We start from the raw sequence: 23,292 nt of genomic DNA, 5'->3' as shown, positions 1-23,292 counted from the left end.
CTTTATTCGTTTCTAATTATTTCTGTTTTTTCAATTTTACAATCTCTCCCAAATAGGGAATCTCCACTGGAATCTTCCGTTTCTTTGCTTCTGCTGCAAAAACTTTCGGAGGATCGTGCAAAGGCTCGTCAGACAAGTCGAATGTGCCATAATGCATGGGAATGGTAAGACCTGCATTCATTTCTTCGGCAGCAGTCAAGGATTCGTATGGCGATATATGGTTGGGACGCATAAACCAGCGAGGTTTGTATGCACCGATACCTAACAAAGCATAATCCGGTGCTCCGAACAGATCGGGAATCTCACGAAAATGGCTGGAATAACCCGTATCACCACTATAATAAAGAGAAATCCCATTTCCTTGCAGCATAAAAGCTCCCCACAGTCGCTGACCGCCATCGCGTACGGAACGTTTGCTCCAGTGTTGTGCCGGCAGAAACGTGATCTTCAATCCTTCATCTTCCATTTGTTGATACCATCCGGCTTCAATCACTTTCATTTCAGGGAACCATCCCTGAATCAGTTCACCGGTTCCCAAGCCGCAGAAAAGTTTCATTTGCGGGTTGTTCTTCAGTAAGCGGGCTATACTCTGTTTATCCAAATGGTCGAAATGGTCATGACTGACAAGTAGATAATCAATCTCCGTAAATATATCAGGATTAGCAGGAAATTCGCTCTGTCTTTTCACAAAAGGAATACTGCCGAACACCGGATCGAACATGATTCGCTTACCTGCTAATTGAAGAAAGAAAGAATTATGTCCGAGCCATATCAGAGAATCTCCTACCATCGCATCCAATGAGCGAAGATAACAAACTTTCGGGTCCCATTTCACCATCTTCTTCTCTTTGCGTTGGGGATTGGGCGAAAGACGCCATTTCAACACGCTGCCCATCCCCGGACGGAAGCGATGCTGCCTGTTAAAAAAACGTCCGCGCACCATCGGATTTCCTCTCCAATAAGGATTGACTGTCGCTAAACGTTCGTTTCTCCTAAAACATATATGTTCACCCATTTTTATTTCCTGAATACGTATTTACAAACTTACTAAAAAATCTCGATTTACGATGAATAAGGGGAAACAAAAAATGTACCCCGGACACACTATCGGGGTACATTTACTTATAAAAGAATAAATATTATCCTTTTTTAATAGAATGAGGCTTAGTTAACAGCAGTGCAGCCCATACAGAGGCAGTTGCCAGCCAAGAGCAGAAAGATTGATAACCATAATGACCGCACCCAATATCCATAAAATCAGTAACGACCATTTCAAACCTGTTCCCATTGGTGACCAATGGAATAGCTGGCGCAAGATGGTATACAAAAAAGCTCCTAATGGAATACCAATGAGGGCAACTCCGGCAATCGTACCTAATAATGTCATCATAGGAGAGACGGAAGCAACCGGCATCCAGTCGATGGCAGGCAACAATTCATAAAGTAAAGCTCCTCCACTGACTGCCACAGCAATTGCCGCAAATACCAACGCTACCAATACGACAGCCAATACGAACAAGACAGGGCAACAAAGAATGACAAGAGCTACCAGAAATATCTTAAAGAGGACGGCAGCAATGGAAACAAATACATCGCCTATCTTTTGAAGAAAGGTACGAGGTTTACCGGAGTTCACATAATTATTAACCCCATCTGCTACCCGTTCGAAGCCGTCTGTCACTGTTTTGCCAATATTCTCAATGGTTACCGCTTCTCCACGCATACTTAACTTTTCTGCGGCGGTACGGGCTTCCGGAATAACGAGCCATCCGATAACATAAAGGATAATCATCGGACAATAAGGCACAAACACCAGAATAATCATCAGGATACGCACCAATGTGATGTCCCAACCGAAGTAAGCTGCCAGTCCTGCTGCCACACCACCCAACAATTTATTATCCGGATCACGGAACCAGCGACGTTGGGCAGAGGTTTGCGTATTACTTTGATTAGCGGACGATGCTTGTTCCGTTCTTTTCTGTGAATCTGTATCCTCGTCAGCAATACCAAAATCTTCCGGTTTGCCTACGCGGGCGATAATTTCTTCTACATCCGAAACTGTGATGACCTGTTTTCCTTCAGTTACTTTCTCGGCAAACAGTTCGGCAATACGCATCTCAATATCGTCTACGATCTCTTCCGCACCCTCCTGTTTACGAAAGTAATGTTTCAAATTAGACAGATAATTGTCTAACAGTCGGTAGGCATCGTCATCTATATGATAAACTATTCCTCCTAAGTTTATGGTCAATGTCTTTTTCATTTTTATTTCTTCTTTTTCGGATTATCTATTGGCTATATGATTCACTGTGTCGTTAAGTTCTTTCCAGGAAATTTCCAGTTCTCCCAAAAAGGTTTCTCCTTGTTCAGTGAGTTTATAGTACTTGCGGGGAGGTCCCTGGGTAGATTCCACCCATTCATAACTTAACAAGTCGTCATTTTTCAGACGGGTCAGCAACGGATACAAGGTGCCTTCCACTACAATCAGCTGGGCTTCTTTCAATTTCTGAATAATATCAGAAGCATAGGCAGGCTCTTTGTGCAGCAAAAGCATGATGCAATATTCAAGCATGCCTTTCCTCATCTGTGATTTTACATTGTCTACTTTCATTATTCACTTCTTTTAGATGGCACAAATATATGCATTACTTAAGTACCTTGCATTACAAAGTACTATAAATTAATAATAATTAAAACATTAGAGAGTGCTTACCTTATTATAAAAAGAAATAATGGCTATATTTGTGCCCGTTAAACCATAAAATAGAAAGTACGTATGTTTACAATTCGAAAAGCAACGGTAGCCGATTGCGAGCTTATTCATACGATGGCAAAGGAGGTATTCCCCGCCACCTACAAGGATATTTTATCTCCTGAACAACTGGATTATATGATGGACTGGATGTATGCTCCTTCCAATGTGCGCAAGCAAATGGAAGAAGAAGGGCATGTGTATTCCATCGCCTATAAAGAGAATGAGCCATGCGGATACGTCTCTGTGCAGCAACAGGAAAAAGATGTATTCCATCTTCAGAAAATCTATGTTCTCCCCCGCTTTCAGGGTACGCATTGCGGCAGTTTCTTATTTAAGGAAGCAATCAAATGCATCAAGGAGATACACCCAGAACCTTGTCTGATGGAACTCAACGTGAATCGTAACAATAAAGCCTTGCAGTTTTACGAATACATGGGAATGAGAAAGTTACGGGAAGGTGATTTCCCGATTGGCAATGGGTATTATATGAATGATTATATTATGGGATTGGATATTTAATAAACCAAAATGCCCCGGAACAAGTATCGTGAATGTTCCGGGGCATTTTGTTATTTAGTCAATGACGGGATTCTATTTCGCTACGCGTTCCAGCCATTTTACCATTGAAAGCATTACAATCATAGAAGCACCTGTTGCGCCTACAAATACTAACCAGCAAGCCCAAATAGGAACAGTGGTATAAAGAATACCACCGATAAACAGCAGTGAATTACCCACAGCTGTTGCAGCCAACCAGCAACCTTGCATTAATCCCTGCAAATGAGGAGGAGCCACCTTAGATACAAACGATAATCCCAGAGGAGAAATGAACAATTCGGCAACTGTAAGGATGAAATACAGACCGATCATAATCCACGGAGTCACACGAATAGCATTTATTTCAGCAGCACTCATAGTACCCAACACCTCTTTCGAAGGCAATGTAAAGGAGAATACCATCAAGAATACATACGCTAATGCGGCAATACCCATACCGATGGCAATCTTCATCGGGGTAGAAGGTTCTTTACCATTCTTTTTCATTGAGCCGAACATCCACATGATAAATGGAGTCAGGAATACAACGAAGAACGGATTAACGCTCTGGAATATTTCAGCTCCCTTGATCTGCGTAAAGCCTAAGTCGATATTAATCACACTCAAATCCACATAGTCACGGGCAAAATAAGTCAAAGAATAACCATTCTGGTGGAAAGATAACCAGAAGAAAATAACAACACCGAATACTGCAAACAAAGCATAGATACGTTGTTTGATTTCAGTAGCGCTCATTTGGATTTCTTCCTTATTCACAGTCGCAGTACCTTTACTGGTTTCCAATTTAGTCGCAGGATCCGGGAAGCGTTTCTTATTTGCCATATAAATAATCAGCGAAACAAGCATAGCACCAATAGCAGCCATAAAAGCATACTGAAAACCACGGTTAAACACATCAAGGTAGTTATTAACAAACATACCCATATCTGTTACAGGAGTCCCGTCAAGAACAACACTCTTAGCCAAAGTTGTCAGATTCTCCATTGCCTGTGGAGCCATATCATTTCCTTTTTCTAAATATTGATGGCACAATTCAGGTAAAGTGGCATCATAATCAAAGTTGTTCACCTTCAGCCACCAGTTGCGCACACCAATAGCAATAAACGGTGCAAAAACAGCTCCAATATTGATAAACATATAAAATATCTGGAAACCGGCATCACGTAGGTTTGAATATTTAGGGTCATCGTACATCTGGCCTACCAAAGCCTGCAGATTTCCTTTAAATAAACCATTACCAAAAGCAATCACCAAAAGTCCGAAACAGGTTAATCCCAAGTAAAGAGCCATACTAGGAACAGGGGTCGGAGTAGGAATGGCAATAATCAAATAACCGATAGCCATTAATATCAGCCCTACTAAAATAGTGCCTTTGAAATTTTTCGTCTTATCAGCAATAACACCTCCCGCCAAAGCTAAAATATAAATGGAAGCATAGAACGCGGAATAAATGTATCCGGTAGTTGTCTCGGACAATCCAAATTTCGCTGAAATAAACAATGTCAAAATCGCCATCATAATATAGAAGCCAAAACGCTCTCCCATATTAGCTAAAGCTGCAGCAATCAGACCTTTAGGGTGTTTACTGAACATAGATATAAGTTTTTAGAATTAATAAATGATTGATTTAAATAAATATTTCTTGCAAATATATACTTTTTCTTGAGTTTTTGCACAATGATTTGTTAAACTACTCCTCAAATAAACGACAAATTTCTGCCTTGGATTCACGAATCAAATCTTCCGGAGCTATTTTTATCTGAAGTCCCCGCACACCGGCACTTACATAAATATACGGAAACTCCCGGCTGGTTTCATGGATATAAGTAGGAAAATGTTTCTTCATGCCGATAGGCGAACACCCTCCCCGGATATATCCGGTAAGTGGCAGAAGTTCTTTTACGGGAATCAAATCACACTTCTTATTACCCGAAGCTTTAGCTGCCAGTTTCAAGTCAACTTCATGTTCTCCCGGAATGACACAGACAAAATATCCGCTTTTATCGCCATGCAGGACAAGAGTCTTAAACACTTGCTCAATGTTTTCTCCTAAATCTGCTGCTACATGAACAGCACTTAAGTCGTTTTCATCCACTTCGTAGGGAATCAGTTCATAGGCTATCTTAGCCTTATCTAACAGCCGTGCGGCATTTGTTTTATTGATTTTCATTTTCGTTGTATTTATACTTTCTATATCTGATAAATAAAGAATTAGTGGGGGACAAAGTCCTCTATGACTTTTATTAAGGCACGAATTACACGGCTCTAATTAAATAAAAACCATGTAATCCGCGCCTTAATTAATATGATTAGAGATAGTTGACTTTATTGGGGGAACGCACTCGCTCTATGCTTCAAATTAGAGCCCCAGTTCTTCGCGAAGAAACTTAGGTGTATATCCCTTAGGGCTCTTCGCAACCTCTTCCGGTGTTCCGTAACTAAGGAGTTCTCCCCCGCCCTTACCCCCTTCAGGGCCCATATCGATAATATAATCCGCCATTTTAATCACATCCAGATTGTGTTCGATGACGATAACCGTATTCCCTTTATCTACAAGCTTATTCAGTACTCCCATCAGTACACGGATATCTTCAAAATGAAGTCCGGTAGTCGGTTCATCAAGGATGTAAAGGGTCTTGCCTGTATCTCTTTTCGACAGTTCCGTTGCCAGTTTCACACGCTGGCTTTCTCCACCGGAAAGAGTGGTAGAAGATTGTCCCAACTTTATATATCCGAGTCCGACATCCTGCAATACTTTTATCTTATTCAAGATTTGCGGAACGTTTTCAAAGAATTCTACGGCACGGTTGATTGTCATGTCCAATACATCGGCAATCGATTTTCCCTTGAAACGTACTTCCAGTGTTTCCCGGTTATAACGTTTGCCGTGACATACTTCACAAGGCACATATACGTCAGGAAGGAAATTCATTTCAATTGTTTTATAACCATTTCCCGTACAGGCTTCACAACGTCCGCCTGAAACATTAAAGGAAAAACGTCCCGGCTTGTAACCGCGAATCTTAGCTTCCGGAAGCCCTACAAACAGATTACGGATATCAGAGAACACACCGGTATAGGTAGCAGGATTGGAGCGTGGCGTACGTCCCAAAGGTGATTGATCGACATTCACTACCTTATCGATATTTTCCAATCCTTCAATCGAATCGTATTCCAAAGGATCCTGCAAAGAACGGTAGAACTTCTGCGACAGAATCGGTTGCAGAGTTTCATTAATCAAAGTAGATTTCCCGCTTCCTGACACACCTGTCACACAAATTAGTTTACCTAACGGAAACTCTACATCGACATTCTTCAGGTTATTCCCTTTTGCTCCTTTCAGCCAGATAGATTTCCCGTTTCCTTTTCTACGCTTGGCGGGGATTTCTATCTTCATCTTTCCATTCAGGTATTGCGAAGTCATCGTATCGGTCTTCAGCATCTCCTGGGGAGTTCCTGCAAAAACAACCTCTCCACCGAGACGTCCGGCTTTCGGTCCCATATCGATGACATAGTCGGCAGCCAGCATCATATCCTTATCATGTTCCACCACAATCACGGAGTTTCCCATGTCACGGAGTTCTTTCAAGGAGTTGATAAGACGTAAATTATCACGCTGATGCAGACCGATACTCGGCTCGTCGAGAATATAAAGCACATTCACCAATTGAGAACCAATTTGTGTAGCCAAACGGATACGCTGGCTCTCACCACCGGAAAGGCTGACAGAACTACGGTTCAACGCCAGATAATCCAAACCAACATCCAGCAGGAACTTCAAACGTGTACGAATCTCTTTCAGAATCTCCACTGATATTTTCTTCTGCTTATCGGAAAGGAACTCATCTACCTTCATCAACCAGTCATACAGCTCGTTGATGTCCATGTTTGCCAATTCATTAATATTCTTATCGTGGATGCGGAAATGCAGAGCTTCCTTATTCAGGCGAGCCCCTTTACATTCAGGACAAACCGTTGTTTTGGCAAATTGTTCCGCCCATTTCTGCGCTGTCGCAGAAGCATCTTTCTCCTGCAACATCTGAATATACTTCACCACTCCTTCATAGGTAACAAAGTAATCGGATGAAGTGCCGATCAGCGAACTCTTGATTTTAATCCGTTCGTCAGAGCCATACAACACTTCATCAATCGCATCGTCCGGCAACTCCTTAACCGGTGTTTTCAACGTTACATCGTACTTCTCAAGCAAAGCACCGATTTGCCAGAAAATCATCGCATTCTTATATTTTCCCAAAGGAGCTATCGCACCTTCGTAAATGGAAAGTTCACGATCGGGAATCACTTTGTCCACGTCAATCTGATTGACTACTCCCAACCCTTTACACTTCGGACATGCGCCTTGCGGTGAATTGAATGAGAAGTTATGCGGAGCAGGTTCACGATAAGACAACCCGGTGACAGGACACATGAGTCGCTTACTATAATGCCGGATACTTTCGGACTGGGCATCCAAAATCATCATCAGCCCGTCTCCCTGACGCATAGCAGTTGCCACACTCTGTTTCAGACGCCGGTCGTCTTTCTCTGCAACCACTAATTTATCGATAACCACTTCTACATCGTGGTTCTTATAACGGTCGAGCTTCATACCATGCGTGATTTCACGCACTTCTCCGTCTACTCGTACATATAAATATCCTTTTTTACGTATCTGTTCAAAAAGTTCTCTATAATGTCCTTTACGTGAACGCACCAATGGCGCCAGCAGATATATTTTCTTTCCTTTATAATCTTTCAGAATCAAATCCAGAATCTGCTCTTCGGTGTATTTCACCATTTCTTCCCCCGACAAATACGAATAAGCGATTCCCGCACGGGCATACAACAAACGGAGATAATCGTAGATCTCGGTAGTTGTTCCTACGGTAGAACGGGGATTTTTATTCGTTGTTTTCTGTTCAATGGAGATAACCGGGCTCAAGCCTGTTATTTTATCGACATCCGGACGTTCCAGATTGCCCAGGAAATTGCGGGCATAGGCTGAAAAAGTTTCGATATAGCGGCGCTGTCCTTCGGCAAAAATCGTATCGAAGGCTAAAGAAGATTTTCCACTACCGCTCAATCCGGTGATAACAGTCAAGCTATTACGGGGAATCTCGGCATCAATGTCCTTCAAATTGTGCACGCGCGCACCGTACACATTAATATATTCTGTTTCCTGCATATTCATATCCTTCCATAAATGTTGCAAAATTAATGTTTCCGCCCGAAATATGCTCCTAAAAAAGCACAATATTATTTTCTTAACTCAAATCTTATGAAGATATAGGGCATTATTTGTACCTTTGTTCCTTGATTTCAAGAACCAATAGTTATAATTTGATGAAACCGATAAACCGAATATTCTTATTTCTGCTTTTTATAAGCGTTTCATACGCTATCAGTTATGCACAGGAAAACCAATCTTATTTCTTGCATACCATCGAAAAAGGACAAAGTTTATACTCCATTTCCAAGATGTATAATGTCACTACGTCAGACATCATACGTCTGAATCCTGGTTGTGACGAAAAAATCTATGCCGGACAGACCATCAAAATCCCTACTGGGAAAGAAAGCCAGAAGGGAGAAACATTCCATACGATCCAAGCCGGAGAAACATTGTACAAACTGACAACGATGTATAATGTGTCCGCCAAAGATATTTGTGAAGCAAACCCAGGTTTGAGTGCCGAGAATTTCCGTATCGGACAAGTTATTCTGATTCCGCAGAAAAAAGAAGAACAAACTGACGCCGTAGTTCAAACGCCTACTGAACAATCGACTATTCAAGGTCCTGTCGTTCCGAGATGCAAAGATATGCATAAGGTAAAGCGCAAAGAGACTATATTCAGCGTGAGCCGTGAATACGGAATCAGCGAGCAGGAGTTGATTGACGCTAACCCGGAACTGAAAAAGGGAATGAAAAAGGGACAATTCCTTTGCATCCCCTACCCGGCAGCAACCACTGTACAGCCAACAAAGAAAGAAGATCCATACGCTGTTCCTCCCAGCAATAGCGAGCTTTTCCGCAAAAATAAGGAGACTCCCCAAAAGCTGTCTACTATTAAGGCTGCCTTGTTGTTGCCTTTCCAGGAGGACAAACGCATGGTGGAATATTACGAAGGTTTCCTGATGGCAGTAGACAGTCTGAAACGTACGGGCGTTTCTCTTGATTTATATGTATATGACAGTGGAAAAGACATTTCTACATTGAATACGATTCTTGCCAAAAACGAGATGAAGAATATGAATATCATCTTCGGTCCGATGCATCAGAATCAAATAAAACCATTGTCAGACTTCGCGGAAAAGAACGATATACGCCTGGTGATCCCTTTCTCTCAAAAAGGAGAAGAGGTATTCAAAAATCCTGCTATTTATCAGATTAATACGCCTCAATCTTATTTATATTCAGAGGTTTATGAGCATTTCACCCGCCAATTCCCTAATGCGAACGTTATTTTCATCGAACCGTCGAGTGCTGACAAGGAGAAAGCGGAATTTATCAGCGGCTTGAAACAAGAGTTGAAGAGCAAAGGAATTCCTATGAGAACCGTCAGCGAAAGCGCAACTAAAGAAACATTGAAAGCAACACTTCGCAGTGATAAAGAAAACATTTTTATCCCGACATCGGGCAGTAATGTTTTACTGATTAAGGTACTTCCTCAACTGACGTTGTTAGTCAGAGAGAATCCTGCAGAAAAAATTCACCTGTTCGGCTACCCGGAATGGCAGACTTACACCAGAGATCATCTGGAAAATTTCTTTGAGTTGGATGTATATTTCTACTCTTCATTCTATACGAATACATTGTTTCCGGCAGCCGTGCAATTCACCAACGCTTATCATAAATGGTATAGTAAAGATTTGGCAAGCAAATACCCCAATTACGCAATGCTTGGCTTCGACACCGGTTTCTTCTTCTTGAAGGGATTATCGCTCTATGGCTCGGAATTGGAAAACAATCTGCCTAAGATGAACCTGACGCCAATCCAGACAGGATTCAAATTCCAGCGCGTGAACAACTGGGGAGGATTTATTAATAAAAAAGTGTTCTTCATACGTTTCACTAAGAATTTTGAATTAGTAAAACTTGACTTCGAATAATACGAAAATGATAAAGATAAAACCATTTTTGATTGCAACACTCCTACTTACAGGATTTGCTCTTCCTGCCACTGCCCAAATTGGAGAAGCACGCAGCAATTTATCAGTAGGTGTTAATGGAGGTGTCAACTTAAACAGTGTTTCTTTCACTCCCAGCATCAAGCAAAATAGCTTGATGGGAATTACCGGAGGCTTGACGGCACGTTATATATCCGAGAAGTATTTTGCCATGATTTGCGGTGCACAAGTCGAATTGAATGTATCACAAAGGGGGTGGGACCAATTGTTTGAGATACCAGGGGAAAACGGAGAAATGGTAAAAGACCCTACTCAAACTTACACCCGTAAAATGACTTATATCGATATTCCTTTCCTTGCCCACCTTGCTTTCGGACGAGACAGAGGACTACAATTCTTTGTTCATGCAGGTCCACAAATAAGCTTTCTCATTGGAGAATCAGAGACTATTTCAGGTGTAAACATGGACCAACTTTCCAATACACAGAAAGCCGTATACGGAGTTAAGATTCAGAATAAATTCGACTACGGTATTGCCGGTGGCGGCGGTGTAGAACTCCGAACAAAGAAAGCCGGCAGCTTCATCGTTGAAGGCCGTTACTACTTTGCGCTGTCTGACTTTTATAGCACCACAAAGAAAGACTATTTCGCCCGTGCAGCGCATGGAACAATTACCATAAAGCTCACGTACCTATTTGACTTGAAGAAATAAAATCCTCTCCCTCCTCCCTTTCGAGAGAAGGAGCTTGAATATCTACAAAGCAGCGCTTTAGGGATACTCTTTAAATAAATAAGGCAACTAACTCGCAATGAATTAGTTGCCTTATTTGTATCTTTAAAACAGGAATATTCAGTAAATGCACCGTTTTAGGGATGCTAAAGCATAGCTTTAGAGAGCAAAAAGCACCGCTTTAACTCTTATAAAGCGATGCTTTTCATTAATCATATTAACGAATTACCCAGATATAGGGAAAAGTCTTATCTCAATCTATCTGCAGCCTTTACCATCACCTCATCGCGTCCAATAGCACGAACAGCCAATATATTCAGAATGATGGAAATAAGTGGTAAACACAATGCCCAGCCTACCCGGAACATATTTGCATCATTCTTCAACGCAAAATAAAAAGCGAGGGCAGCAATGTAATAACCAACCAACAACAAGCTATTGAAAATCGTCATGCGAATCTGCAACATACGGTTCTTATATAAAAAAATGGTAGCCACGGCAACGATAGTACTAAGCATCAGAATCCCGAATAAACCCCATGTAGACTGAAAAGCGTCGTTTATTTCCAATCCTAATGCCTTAAAAGGATGTTCGCCCATTGTATCAATGAAGTAACCTATCGGCATACACATAGCTGTAATCAGCAATCCTGCAACAATCAATAAATAAACAGTTTGAATTCGTTGAATCATAAGTATTCTAAATAGTAGTTGAGTTAAACAATAATAGCCAAGCAATAAGGAGTAGGGATAATCATCCCACTTACTACTTGACTATCAAATTCTTCGTCAGAAAATAAATTACTGAAGTTTTTCTTTCTCCTTAGCCGGATTTCTATAATATATTTTCCCTTCGATGTATTCTTGCGTAGCAATCAAGTCCGGTTTCGGCAATTTCTCATAATAACGAGAAATTTCGATTTGCTCTCTATTTTCAAACACTTCTTCCAAGTTGTCATTGTAAGAGGCAAACTCTGCCAATTTCTTTGAAAGATCGTTTTTGATTTCTACACTGATCTGATTAGCACGCTTGCCAATAATGGCAACAGTTTCGTAAACATTACCTGTATCAGCACAGAGTTCCATCATGTCACGGGTTACTGTTGTAGCAGGAGCATTCGTTTTTTTGTAGTCCATAAATCTATTTAAATTTAGTCTTTAATTACTTTCTGTGATTCATTGAATATTTTCTCGGCTTCTTTCAAATATTTACTTTCAGGAAATTCATTCTTGAAAGCATAATATTCGTCCACTGTTTCGCGGTAACGATCCATCTTCTTGTCTTCTACACTATAAATAGCCATTTCGTGTCTTGCACGCAGAATCAAGATAGAAAGTTCTTCACGATAGTCAGTATAAGGATAATCTTTCAGTGCATTTTGAGCTGTGATTACACAAGACTCATAGTTATTGCCTAAATAATTACCCAGATTATAATATAATCTTGCAGAATAAAGTTCTTTCAAAACCAGCTTATCCTGCAAAGCAAAAATCATATCCTGTGCTTCCTGCTTCTTTGTGCTGTTCGGGAAATACTCCATGAACATCTGCAACTGCTGGATAGCCTGATAAGTGCTTGATTGATCCAAACGTGGTTCCGGGGTATCCAGGAATAAAGCTTTACCTGCATGAAAACGTGCCAATTCGGTAAAAGTGCCACGGGGATACGTATTGAAATAGGTGATAAATGTCTGGGCAGCTGTCTGATAATCTTTCTGATTATAATAACTCATTCCCAACATATACAAAGACTCTTCCGCTTTATCGGTTCCTTTCAGAATGGTTATCAACTCATTCAGCAACGTAGCTGAACGATTATACTGTCCCTTCGCAAAATAGTTTTTGGCGGCTTCGTACTTGTATTCGTAATCGGTGCTTTTCAGCAATTTATTGTACTCTCCACATGATGTCAGAGTAGCCGCCGCAAGCAAAGTTATAATGATATTTTTCTTCATCCTATTTAAAAATAATGCGCAAAGTTACTTATTCGCTGGGAATTTAGCAATTAATCTGTGTTTTTTAATACATAAAAGGCGTTAAACATCGACAAAAGGAGAGAAAATGACGTCGAATTGCAAACACCAAACTGTAAACGGCAGGTAATAAACGAATCACACAGAAATCATGATTGACATAAACCTGACGAACAAACATCAGATTCCTTGTTATAAGGCAGAAAAAAAATAGTGACGGTATATGCCCGGGATAGTGACGGTATCGGTGAAGCATACCGTCACTATCCGCATCGGATAGCGTCACTATTTTTTATAGCAGAAAACGGCAAACAAATGTGTTATCCCATTCAAAGACAACACAGCTATTTACCGTTCCCTGTTTATCGTTTACTGCTATATCTACAGCTTGTACAAATCACTTGCAGCCAGCAGATCGACTTTCTTTTCTTTCAGTACCTCGATACATTTATCCAGATTGCTGGGGCGAATTACCACATTTGCAATATTGTTATTGGCAAACGAATACATATATTCAATAAATACACCCTCGTCTGATAAATATCCCAGCACTTTTGCCAAAGCACCCGGTATATTGGGACAGCTTATACCTACTACATCAGTCACATTCACTGCAAAATGATTATCTTTTAAAGCTTTGTATGCTTTATCCGGATCAGATACTATTCCACGCAAAATACCAAAATCAGCATTTTCGGCAATGCACAAGGCAGAAAGATTGATATTTTCTTTCGCCAGCACTTCAGTCACTTCCGTCAAACGGCCTGACTTATTTTCCAAAAAGATAGAAAGTTGTTTTGCTACCATATTTATTAAAGTATTAAGTAATAAGTATTAAGTATTAGGTAACAAGCATTAGGTATACCTAATACTTATTTATATTTTTCTGTTATCAATCACACGTTTTGCTTTACCTACGCTACGCTCAATGCTGCGAGGCTCTACCAGTTTCACGTTGACTCCCAATCCAAGTACGCTTTGCAAACGTCCTCCCAGCTTTTTCTTCAAAGCCAGCATTTTGTTGATCTCATCAGAATAGAATTCCGGACGTACTTCAACCTGGAGCTCCATCGTATCGGTATTATTTTCACGACCCACTATCAACAAATAATGCGGTTCAAATTCTGCCATTTCAAGGATAACGGATTCAATCTGTGTCGGGAATACGTTTACACCACGGATAATCATCATATCATCACTGCGTCCCAAAATACGATCCATACGTACTAATGTACGACCACAAGAACATTTATCATGATGCAAGGCAGTCAAATCACGCGTACGGTAACGGAGCAATGGCATACCCTCTTTGGTGAGGTGGGTAAACACCAGTTCGCCCGTTTGTCCCGGTTCAACCGGTTGCAAAGTATTCGGATCGATAATTTCCGGGAAATAATGGTCTTCATTCAAGTGAGTGCCGTTCTGACATTCGCACTCGTAACCGACACCCGGTCCGGCAATCTCACTCAACCCATAAATATCGTATGCTTTGATTCCCAGTTTCTCTTCAATTTCATGACGCATATTTTCCGTCCAGGGTTCCGCACCGAACGCACCGACTTTCAGTTGAAATTCTTCACGTGGCAAACCGGAATCTTTGATTGCATCTGCCAGGTAGAGCGCATAAGAAGGGGTGCAACAAAGCACTGTCGATCCGAAATCATGCATCAAGGTAATCTGTTTTTCAGTGTTGCCACTGGACATCGGAATAACAGAAGCACCGATATTCTCGGCTCCGGCATGTGCTCCCAGTCCGCCCGTAAACAGTCCGTATCCGTATGATACCTGAAAAATATCAGAACGGCCCGCTCCGTAAGCGGTAAAAGCACGTGATATACATTCCGCCCAGGAGGCCAAGTCCTTACGGGTATATCCGACAACCGTCGGCTTTCCGGTCGTTCCGGAAGAGGCATGAATACGTACAATCTGGCTCATCGGCACGGCACAAAGTCCGAACGGATAATTATCTCTTAAATCATGTTTCGTGGTAAACGGCAGTTTTACAATATCATCGATACTATTGATATCATCGGGGGTTATTCCCATTTCCTGCATCTTCTTTCGATAGAAAGGAGTGTTGTGATAGACGTAATCTACAATTTTCTTGAGTCGTATGCTTTGAATCTTGCGAAGACTTTCGCGGTCCATACACTCAATGCTCTCATTCCAAATCATGTGTTTCTGGTATTACTAGTTGTATGAATCTGTTTTTTGATATTAATATGTTGCAAAGTAAAGGATTTATTTGGAAAAATGATTTGTTATCTCGATTATTTTACCGAATATTGCTCCACTTTTTAGGATTTAACTATGAATTATGAACTAACATCAGCTTACAAACCTACCGGGGATCAGCCGGAAGCGATAGCACAACTGACTGAAGGGGTACTTCAGGGAGTTCCCGCACAGACTTTACTGGGAGTGACCGGATCGGGAAAAACATTTACCATTGCCAATGTGATCGCCAATATCAACAAACCTACGTTGATTTTGAGCCATAACAAGACATTGGCTGCCCAGCTTTATAGTGAGTTTAAAGGTTTCTTCCCCAATAACGCGGTAGAATATTACGTTTCTTACTATGACTATTATCAGCCGGAGGCCTATCTCCCGAGCAGTGATACTTATATAGAGAAAGATCTTGCCATCAATGACGAAATCGACAAGCTTCGACTCGCAGCCACTTCTGCCCTACTCTCCGGACGAAAAGACGTGGTAGTGGTTTCTTCCGTATCTTGTATCTACGGTATGGGAAATCCTTCGGACTTCTACAAAAATGTCATTGAAATAGAACGGGGACGGATGATGGACCGCAATGTCTTTTTACGTCGTCTGGTAGACAGCTTGTATGTCCGCAATGATATTGACTTGAACCGTGGAAATTTCCGCGTTAAAGGTGATACCGTGGATATCTATCTGGCTTATACCGACAATCTGCTCCGTGTCACTTTCTGGGGAGATGAGATTGATGGTATAGAAGAAGTAGACCCTATCACAGGAGTCACTATCGCACCATTTGACGCCTATAAGATTTATCCGGCCAATTTGTTTATGACGACCAAAGAGGCTACTCTCCGTGCTATCCACGAAATAGAAGATGACCTAACCAAACAAGTGGCATTCTTCGAGTCTATCGGTAAAGAATATGAAGCCAAACGACTATATGAACGGGTGACTTACGATATGGAAATGATACGGGAGTTAGGGCATTGCTCCGGAATTGAGAATTATTCCCGTTATTTCGATGGTCGTGCTGCCGGTACCCGTCCTTATTGTCTGCTCGATTTCTTTCCGGATGATTTTCTGATTGTCATTGACGAAAGCCACGTAAGTGTACCTCAAATCCGTGCGATGTACGGAGGAGACCGTGCACGTAAAATCAATCTGGTGGAATATGGTTTCCGATTGCCTGCGGCTATGGACAACCGTCCGTTGAAATTCGAAGAGTTTCAGGAAATGGCGAAACAGGTAATTTATGTCAGTGCCACACCGGCAGATTATGAATTGATTCAGTCTGAAGGTATCGTCGTAGAGCAGGTGATTCGTCCTACGGGACTGCTTGATCCTGTCATCGAAGTGCGCCCGAGCCTTAATCAGATTGACGACTTAATGGAAGAAATCCAGCTCCGCATTGAAAAAGAAGAACGCGTACTCGTCACCACACTAACCAAACGAATGGCAGAAGAACTGGCAGAGTATCTTCTTAATAATAATGTAAGATGTAACTATATCCATAGTGATGTCGATACATTGGAACGTGTGAAGATTATGGATGATCTCCGGCAAGGAATCTATGATGTGCTTATCGGAGTCAACCTGCTCCGTGAAGGACTCGATCTTCCGGAAGTGTCGCTCGTTGCTATTCTTGATGCCGACAAAGAAGGATTCCTCCGCTCCCACCGTTCACTGACGCAAACCGCAGGACGTGCTGCCCGTAATGTAAACGGCAAGGTAATCATGTATGCGGACAGAATGACGGATAGCATGAAACTGACGATTGACGAAACCAATCGCCGCCGGGAAAAACAGTTGGCATATAATGAAGCAAACGGAATTACTCCTCAACAGATTAAAAAGGCCAGAAACTTGTCGGTATTCGGTAATGCCAAAGAGGCGGATGAACTGCTAAAAGAAAGACATGCTTATGTAGAACCCTCTACTCCGAACATTGCAGCAGATCCGGTAGTGCAGTATATGAGTAAAGCGCAAATGGAAAAGAGTATCGAACGTACTCGCAAACTGATGCAGGAAGCAGCCAAGAAACTCGAATTTATTGAAGCTGCACAATACCGTGACGAGTTGTTGAAACTGGAAGATTTGATGAAAGAGAAATGGGGGTAAAAACTCCCACTCTTCATATATTACATGAGAATTGCCAAAGGATAAAACTCTTAACAAACCTGTAACACAGGATTTAATCTATTAATTAGTGTTATAAAAACACCAATTAGCAGCTTATAATTTGCAAAGTTGCCAAAACTCCGTATCTTTGCACTGTGTTTTTCATAGTATTAGATTTAAGGTTAACAAAGGTTGGAGCAAGGCGTTGCTCCTTTTTTTATGTCTATACGTCATCTAAACCTTTTCAACAACTATCTTCATTAGAAGTGCACATTCACAATAAATGCTGCCCAACTTGATTATCAGACAGCATTTATATTTCAAAATTTACATCAATAAACCTTAGAGTGCTTTCTCTATCGCACTCTTAATCAACGGCTCCATAATATCATACCCCTCGCCTGTCGGATGAACTCCATCTTTAGTATATTGGGGATTCAAGGCCTGATTTTCATCCACCATTGCCTTATAATAATTAACAAACGGAATTTTATTAGCTTTTGCATAAGCCTCTATCCGATCATTTAAAGATTTAATTTTCTGTGGAACATCTTTTATTTCCATTCTCCATTTAAATGCAGCGGCAGGCAATACGGAAGTCAGAATCACTTTTATCTTATTTGCTTTTGCCAATTCTGTCATAGAAACAATGTTTCCGAATGTATAATCTTCATTATAAGTTTGTGTATTTTCGGCGACATCATTGGTTCCGGCATTAATCACCACTAAAGCAGGAGAAAGATTAATCACATCTTCCCGAAAACGCAACAAGAATTGGTAAGAAGTCTGCCCACTGATTCCACGGCCGATATAACCGTTTGATTTGAAAAAGTCCGGATGAGTACGTACCCAGCCCTCCGTAATGGAATTTCCCATAAAAATAACTCGTTTGTCTTTCTTCGTCGCCTTTGGAAGTGCAGCATTTTGTTTTGAATAACGAGCTAAATTTCCAAAATCATTTTTCTGTGCATAGCTTTCTCCTATTGAGAAACTCAAGCAAACAACAGCCAATAACATCCATTGGCTTAATCTTCTTTTATCCATGTTTATATTAAGTATTAGTAATATGATATTTTGCACAAAGATAGAAAAAACTCCATACATAGACGCCCAAAATATCGAATAACCGTTAAGACGAAAGATGTTTTTCTTAATCTATGTTATATAACATGCTATTTTACTTGGATTATTTGCTAATTTCCCAGGAGTCCGTATCTTTGCAATGTGTTTTTCATAGTATTAGATTTAAGGTTAACAAAGGTTGGAGCAAGGCGTTGCTCCTTTTTTTATGCCTATATATTAGAAGTGAGTTTAACATACCTTGAATAAAAAGTGATATACATTTCTTTATTCCCAAATATAACTTTACCTTTACTGAAAAATCAGAATATGGCAAAGATTACAGTTCAGACCACAGACGTTACTATCTTAAAGATCAACGATACAGATTATATTTCTTTAACCGACATAGCTAAATACAAGACAACAGATGCTAATACTGTTATTGCCAACTGGCTACGTAATAGAATGACTATTGAATATCTAGGATTATGGGAAATATTATATAACCCCCATTTTAAACCCCTCGAATTCGAGGGGTTTAGAAAAGAAGCAGGTTTAAATGCATTCACTCTTTCTCCTCAAAAATGGATAGAAACGACCTGTGCTATTGGACTCATATCCAAATCCGGAAGATATGGCGGCACTTTTGCTCACAAAGATATTGCTTTCAAATTTGCAAGTTGGATTTCTGTTGAATTTGAGTTATATATAGTAAAAGAATTCCAACGTCTCAAAGAGCAAGAGCAAGCTCAAATTGGTTGGTCAGCGAAGCGAGAACTATCTAAAATTAATTATCATATTCATACTGATGCAATCAAGCAGCATCTTATCCCTCAAGAAATCACCCCACAGCAAGCATCCATGATTTATGCCAGCGAAGCTGATATCCTTAATGTAGCTATGTTTGGAATGACAGCCTTAGAATGGCGTGATACACACCCTAATTTAAAAGGTAATATTCGTGATTATGCCTCAATCAATGAACTTATCTGCTTATCAAACATGGAAAATTTAAATGCCGTTTTCATAAATGAAGGTTTGACACCCAAAGACAGACTTATCAAATTAAATCAAATAGCAATTCAACAAATGAGCATACTAGAAGATATCAAAAATAAAAAGTTATTGAAATAATTTATGGAACAACAAATTCAACTCAACGACCACAACAAGCAGGAGTATCCTCCTATGCATACAGCAGAGCATTTACTCAATGCAACCATGGTAAAAACCTTTGGCTGCCCGCGTTCTCGCAATGCCCACATCGAAAGAAAAAAGAGCAAATGCGACTATATACTTTCTTCATGTCCGACAGCGGAACAAATCCAGTCCATTGAAGAGACAGTAAATGAAGCAATCAGTCAAAACCTACCTGTGACTGTTGAGTATATGACACATGAACAGGCCAAAGACATCGTAGATTTAAGCAAACTACCTGCTGACGCAAGTCCTACCCTTCGCATTGTCCGCATTGGAGATTATGACGCCTGTGCCTGTATCGGATTGCATGTATCAAATACTTCTGAAATGGGAACTTTCAAAATCATTAGCTATGACTATGACGAAGAAAGGCAAACATTAAGAATGAGATTCAAACTAATCGAGAAGAAATAGACATATTATCAAATTAATATCTATCTTATATAAAATAAATAAAAACAGAATACATTTTGTCATTATTATTGCAAATTTGGCATTATTATAATGACAAATAGACAATTTTAGTCTCAAAAATCACTTGGCATGAGGTTTGCACTTATAGAAGCGAACAACGGTTCGAGAGCAAACGATGGAAACCGGGACAACCGGTACCATCAGAAGTGAAAATACCGAAGTTCAAGAATAATTAACTGAATGTTTAACTTAAAGATAGGAGACTAAAATTATGATGCCTGTTAGAAGAACTCAAAGTTGGTTACCAAGTATCTTTAATGATTTCTTTGATAACGATTGGATGGTAAAAGCAAATGCTACTGCACCTGCAATTAATGTTTTGGAAACAGAAAAAGAATACAAAGTGGAATTGGCTGCTCCAGGTATGACGAAGGATGATTTCAATGTTCGCATTGATGAAGATAATAACCTCGTTATCAGCATGGAGAAGAAGACAGAAAACAAGGAGGAAAAGAAAGACGGTCGCTATCTGCGTCGCGAATTCTCATACTCTAAGTTCCAGCAAACAATGATTCTACCGGATAATGTAGACAAAGAGAAAATTGCTGCATCTGTAGAACATGGCGTTCTAAATATCGAACTTCCGAAACTCTCTGAAGAAGAAGTAAAGAAGCCAAATAGACAAATCGAAATAAAGTAATAAAGTAACCACTTACTATTCACCGGAGATGGTGATGAAAAGGATCAAAAACAGCTCTCTCCCTTAAAGGGAAACGAGCTGTTTTTTTATTGTCTTTGCAGGCAATGCCGCCTTATTATCTTCAGTTGTTCTTCCGATAGCTAATTACCGCCCAACTATTAAATACGACTACAAAAAGCAACAATATTCCGAACTGCGGCAGCAGATCAAAGAAACCACTCCCCTTCAGATATATCATTCGCATCACCTCCATAAAATACTTCAAAGGATTGAATATCGTTATTATTTGTGCCCATTCCGGCATGCTGCTAATGGGGGTAAACAAACCGCTCATCAAAATCACCACCAACAAACAGAACCACATAACAAACATTGATTGCTGCATCGTTGCTGAATAGTTGGAAATGACTAGTCCGAAGCCGGACATCACCAGAACAAAAAGAACCGCGAAAAAGTAAATCAACAGAAAATGCCCGACAGGTACTATGCCATAAATTAACCAGGCTAATATGAAACACACCGTCAGCACCAGAAAACCAATCAGCCAATAAGGCAGGAGCTTTGCCAAAATAAAAACAAACTTCGGAACCGGAGTCACATTGATTTGTTCTATTGTCCCCACTTCCTTCTCGCTAACCACATTCAACGCAGGCAAGAAACCACAAATCAAAGTCAACAACATGACCATCAATGCCGGAATCATATAGAGCTTATAGTTCAGATTCGGATTAAACAATCCCTGCGTATCAACCTGTATGGAAGGGAAAGTGCCGGAAACGGTAGCTGCTTCGGGATGTTCCGAACGTAGTTCGGCTGCATAATCATTAATGATAGAAGACAAATAAGAACTGCCCAGACCACCTTTCGTTCCATTCACGGCATTGGCTGCTATCAATACATGAGCATCCTCTCCATTCATCCAATCCCGTTCCAAATGCCTTGGAATTTCCATCACAATATCAGCCGTTCCAATTTCAATGTTTCGAAGACCTTCTTCATACGAGGCCGGTACTTCTACCAAGCGAAAGTAAGTGGAGGCAGCAATCTTATTCACTAAACGTTGTGAAATAGCCGAATGGTCATTATCCACAATATTCAGCTGTATATTCTTGATTTCCAGATTTACCGCCCAAGGCATCAATAGCATAATCATGCATGGAAATACAAGAATCAATTTCGGAAGAAACGAATTGCGAAGCAATTGTTTAAACTCTTTTTCTATCAGAAACTTTATCATAAATAATTCTTCAATTTGCTGATATGTTTATATGTCAATGCCATGTAGTATAACACAGCCAATTGGCACATTAACATATTATTCTTCTCTACTCCAATCTATACTTGAATTTCTTGATACTGATCGTAATAAGTACCGTCGCCATTAATAATAAGACACCAATCTCCTTATATACCAATACAACAGGTACTCCTTCAATCATCAACTTTCGCACAGCCTGAATGTACCAACGTGCCGGAAGTATATCCGAAATCCACTGAAGTATCAACGGCATACTCTCAATAGGGAAAATCATCCCCGATAAAAGCATCGTGGGCATCATCAACATCAAACCGGAAACCAGCATGGCTGCAACCTGTGTACGCGTGACTGATGAAATCAATAAACCCAACGCCAAGGATACGAAGATAAACAACAAAGAGACGGTTATCAACCAGAACAAACTTCCTACTACCGGAACATCCAGCACAAAGACCGAAAGTAAAAGAATTGTTATCAGATTGACAAACGACAACACAAAATAAGGCACAGCCTTTGCCAAAATAATAAATAGTGGCTTCACAGGCGAAACCAGTAATACCTCCATGGTCCCCGTCTCTTTTTCACGAACGATGGAAATCGAGGTCATCATAGCACAAATCAGCATCAGGATCAACCCCATTACCCCCGGAACAAAGTTATAAGCACTCTTCATTTGCGGGTTATACAACAGTTTTATATCCGACGTTAAACGGGCAGCCGACATATTGGGCGGCATCATTTCCTGACCTACCATAGAAACAATTCCCGTTGCATAATTAACCTGCGAAGTCGACATATTCGGATCTGTCGCATCTACTACCAGCTGCACACGAGCATCACCCGTATAGAGATCATCTATAAAACGTTCGCTAAAAACAATCGCCATATCAACCTTATTCTTCAGAAAAGCAGCTTCCATTTCCTGGGGCGAATGAAAACGTGCAGTAACGGTGAAGTACTCACTGGCGTCCAAACGATCAATTATCTTTCGTGTCACCACATCATTAGAAGGATCGAGCACCGCCAACCGGACATTTTTCACCTCTGTACTGATGGCAAAACCGAATAGTATAATTTGTACAACCGGCATCCCCAACAAAATCAGCATGGTTCGCCGGTCACGGAAAATATGATAAAATTCCTTCTTTACAAAAGCTATAAACTGTCTCAT

Annotated in this window: 21 protein-coding genes; 7 read left to right on the top strand and 14 right to left on the bottom strand. The window is 40.6% G+C overall.

Annotation, left to right across the window (positions count from 1 at the left end; all coding sequences use genetic code 11):
- Positions 1-16: 16 nt before the first annotated feature.
- The 3 genes from HMPREF9009_RS14990 to HMPREF9009_RS14980 form a co-directional block, all read right to left on the bottom strand.
- Positions 17-1,015, bottom strand: a complete 999-nt coding sequence (locus HMPREF9009_RS14990; protein WP_008022794.1) for an MBL fold metallo-hydrolase — start codon at positions 1,013-1,015, stop codon at positions 17-19.
- Positions 1,016-1,168: 153 nt separating this feature from the next.
- Positions 1,169-2,266 (bottom strand): PspC domain-containing protein, encoded by a 1,098-nt coding sequence (locus HMPREF9009_RS14985; protein ID WP_008022796.1) that lies wholly within the window; start codon positions 2,264-2,266, stop codon positions 1,169-1,171.
- 21 nt (positions 2,267-2,287) lie between these two features.
- Positions 2,288-2,614 carry a PadR family transcriptional regulator gene (locus HMPREF9009_RS14980; protein WP_004312715.1) on the bottom strand — a complete coding sequence of 109 codons (327 nt, stop codon included), beginning with the start codon at positions 2,612-2,614 and terminating at the stop codon, positions 2,288-2,290.
- Positions 2,615-2,779: 165 nt separating this feature from the next.
- Between HMPREF9009_RS14980 and HMPREF9009_RS14975 the strand changes: the two genes are divergently transcribed.
- Positions 2,780-3,277, top strand: a complete 498-nt coding sequence (locus HMPREF9009_RS14975) for a GNAT family N-acetyltransferase (RefSeq protein WP_008022800.1) — start codon at positions 2,780-2,782, stop codon at positions 3,275-3,277.
- 72 nt (positions 3,278-3,349) lie between these two features.
- On the opposite strand, the gene HMPREF9009_RS14970 is transcribed toward HMPREF9009_RS14975, so the two are convergent.
- The 3 genes from HMPREF9009_RS14970 to uvrA all read right to left on the bottom strand — a co-directional run bounded on the left by HMPREF9009_RS14970 (position 3,350) and on the right by uvrA (position 8,501).
- Positions 3,350-4,909, bottom strand: a complete 1,560-nt coding sequence (locus HMPREF9009_RS14970) for a peptide MFS transporter (protein ID WP_008022801.1) — start codon at positions 4,907-4,909, stop codon at positions 3,350-3,352.
- 97 nt (positions 4,910-5,006) lie between these two features.
- Positions 5,007-5,486, bottom strand: coding sequence for a Cys-tRNA(Pro) deacylase (gene ybaK / locus HMPREF9009_RS14965; protein WP_004312712.1), 480 nt, complete (start codon positions 5,484-5,486; stop codon positions 5,007-5,009).
- 189 nt (positions 5,487-5,675) lie between these two features.
- Positions 5,676-8,501 carry an excinuclease ABC subunit UvrA gene (gene uvrA, locus HMPREF9009_RS14960; protein WP_008022804.1) on the bottom strand — a complete coding sequence of 942 codons (2,826 nt, stop codon included), beginning with the start codon at positions 8,499-8,501 and terminating at the stop codon, positions 5,676-5,678.
- 158 nt (positions 8,502-8,659) lie between these two features.
- Between uvrA and HMPREF9009_RS14955 the strand changes: the two genes are divergently transcribed.
- Together HMPREF9009_RS14955 and HMPREF9009_RS14950 are read left to right on the top strand one after the other, a co-directional pair.
- Positions 8,660-10,426: a PBP1 and LysM peptidoglycan-binding domain-containing protein gene (locus HMPREF9009_RS14955; protein ID WP_049702585.1), complete on the top strand. Its 1,767-nt coding sequence runs from the start codon at positions 8,660-8,662 to the stop codon at positions 10,424-10,426.
- 7 nt (positions 10,427-10,433) lie between these two features.
- The gene (locus HMPREF9009_RS14950) at positions 10,434-11,156 is read left to right on the top strand and encodes a porin family protein (protein WP_049703340.1); all 723 of its coding nucleotides are present in this window, start codon (positions 10,434-10,436) and stop codon (positions 11,154-11,156) included.
- Positions 11,157-11,422: 266 nt separating this feature from the next.
- Here the strand turns inward: HMPREF9009_RS14950 and HMPREF9009_RS14945 are convergent, their stop codons facing one another.
- From HMPREF9009_RS14945 to HMPREF9009_RS14925, 5 genes are all read right to left on the bottom strand, one after another.
- Positions 11,423-11,866 carry a DUF4293 domain-containing protein gene (locus HMPREF9009_RS14945; RefSeq protein WP_004312708.1) on the bottom strand — a complete coding sequence of 148 codons (444 nt, stop codon included), beginning with the start codon at positions 11,864-11,866 and terminating at the stop codon, positions 11,423-11,425.
- Between the two features lie 108 nt (positions 11,867-11,974).
- Positions 11,975-12,310, bottom strand: a complete 336-nt coding sequence (locus HMPREF9009_RS14940; RefSeq protein ID WP_004299989.1) for a DNA-directed RNA polymerase subunit omega — start codon at positions 12,308-12,310, stop codon at positions 11,975-11,977.
- 14 nt (positions 12,311-12,324) lie between these two features.
- Positions 12,325-13,128, bottom strand: a complete 804-nt coding sequence (locus tag HMPREF9009_RS14935; protein WP_004312707.1) for an outer membrane protein assembly factor BamD — start codon at positions 13,126-13,128, stop codon at positions 12,325-12,327.
- Positions 13,129-13,527: 399 nt separating this feature from the next.
- The gene (locus HMPREF9009_RS14930; protein ID WP_008022809.1) at positions 13,528-13,953 is read right to left on the bottom strand and encodes an amino acid-binding protein; all 426 of its coding nucleotides are present in this window, start codon (positions 13,951-13,953) and stop codon (positions 13,528-13,530) included.
- Positions 13,954-14,022: 69 nt separating this feature from the next.
- Positions 14,023-15,321 carry a phenylacetate--CoA ligase family protein gene (locus tag HMPREF9009_RS14925; protein ID WP_008022811.1) on the bottom strand — a complete coding sequence of 433 codons (1,299 nt, stop codon included), beginning with the start codon at positions 15,319-15,321 and terminating at the stop codon, positions 14,023-14,025.
- A gap of 135 nt (positions 15,322-15,456) precedes the next feature.
- On the opposite strand from HMPREF9009_RS14925, the gene uvrB reads away from it, so the two are divergent.
- Positions 15,457-17,487: an excinuclease ABC subunit UvrB gene (gene uvrB, locus HMPREF9009_RS14920; RefSeq protein ID WP_008643821.1), complete on the top strand. Its 2,031-nt coding sequence runs from the start codon at positions 15,457-15,459 to the stop codon at positions 17,485-17,487.
- A gap of 342 nt (positions 17,488-17,829) precedes the next feature.
- On the opposite strand, the gene HMPREF9009_RS14915 is transcribed toward uvrB, so the two are convergent.
- Entirely contained in the window at positions 17,830-18,531 is a 702-nt protein-coding gene (locus HMPREF9009_RS14915) for an SGNH/GDSL hydrolase family protein (RefSeq protein WP_008022815.1), read from the bottom strand.
- Positions 18,532-18,876: 345 nt separating this feature from the next.
- Here HMPREF9009_RS14915 and HMPREF9009_RS14910 point away from each other — a divergent pair, with 345 nt between their 5' ends.
- The 3 genes from HMPREF9009_RS14910 (at position 18,877) to HMPREF9009_RS14900 (ending at position 20,863) form a co-directional block, all read left to right on the top strand.
- Positions 18,877-19,683: a KilA-N domain-containing protein gene (locus HMPREF9009_RS14910; RefSeq protein ID WP_008022818.1), complete on the top strand. Its 807-nt coding sequence runs from the start codon at positions 18,877-18,879 to the stop codon at positions 19,681-19,683.
- Between the two features lie 3 nt (positions 19,684-19,686).
- The gene (locus HMPREF9009_RS14905; protein WP_008640605.1) at positions 19,687-20,163 is read left to right on the top strand and encodes an alanyl-tRNA editing protein; all 477 of its coding nucleotides are present in this window, start codon (positions 19,687-19,689) and stop codon (positions 20,161-20,163) included.
- 271 nt (positions 20,164-20,434) lie between these two features.
- Positions 20,435-20,863 (top strand): Hsp20/alpha crystallin family protein, encoded by a 429-nt coding sequence (locus HMPREF9009_RS14900; protein ID WP_004300008.1) that lies wholly within the window; start codon positions 20,435-20,437, stop codon positions 20,861-20,863.
- Positions 20,864-20,984: 121 nt separating this feature from the next.
- Here HMPREF9009_RS14900 and HMPREF9009_RS14895 read toward each other — a convergent pair whose 3' ends face one another.
- Both HMPREF9009_RS14895 and HMPREF9009_RS14890 read right to left on the bottom strand, forming a co-directional pair.
- Entirely contained in the window at positions 20,985-22,100 is a 1,116-nt protein-coding gene (locus HMPREF9009_RS14895) for an ABC transporter permease (RefSeq protein WP_049702584.1), read from the bottom strand.
- An 88-nt stretch (positions 22,101-22,188) separates the two neighbouring features.
- Positions 22,189-23,292 (bottom strand): ABC transporter permease, encoded by a 1,104-nt coding sequence (locus HMPREF9009_RS14890; protein ID WP_049702583.1) that lies wholly within the window; start codon positions 23,290-23,292, stop codon positions 22,189-22,191.

It is taken from the genome of Bacteroides sp. 3_1_13 (assembly GCF_001185845.1).
Taxonomy (GTDB): Bacteria; Bacteroidota; Bacteroidia; order Bacteroidales; family Bacteroidaceae; genus Bacteroides; species Bacteroides xylanisolvens.
This window is presented reverse-complemented; position numbering and strand designations above follow the sequence as displayed.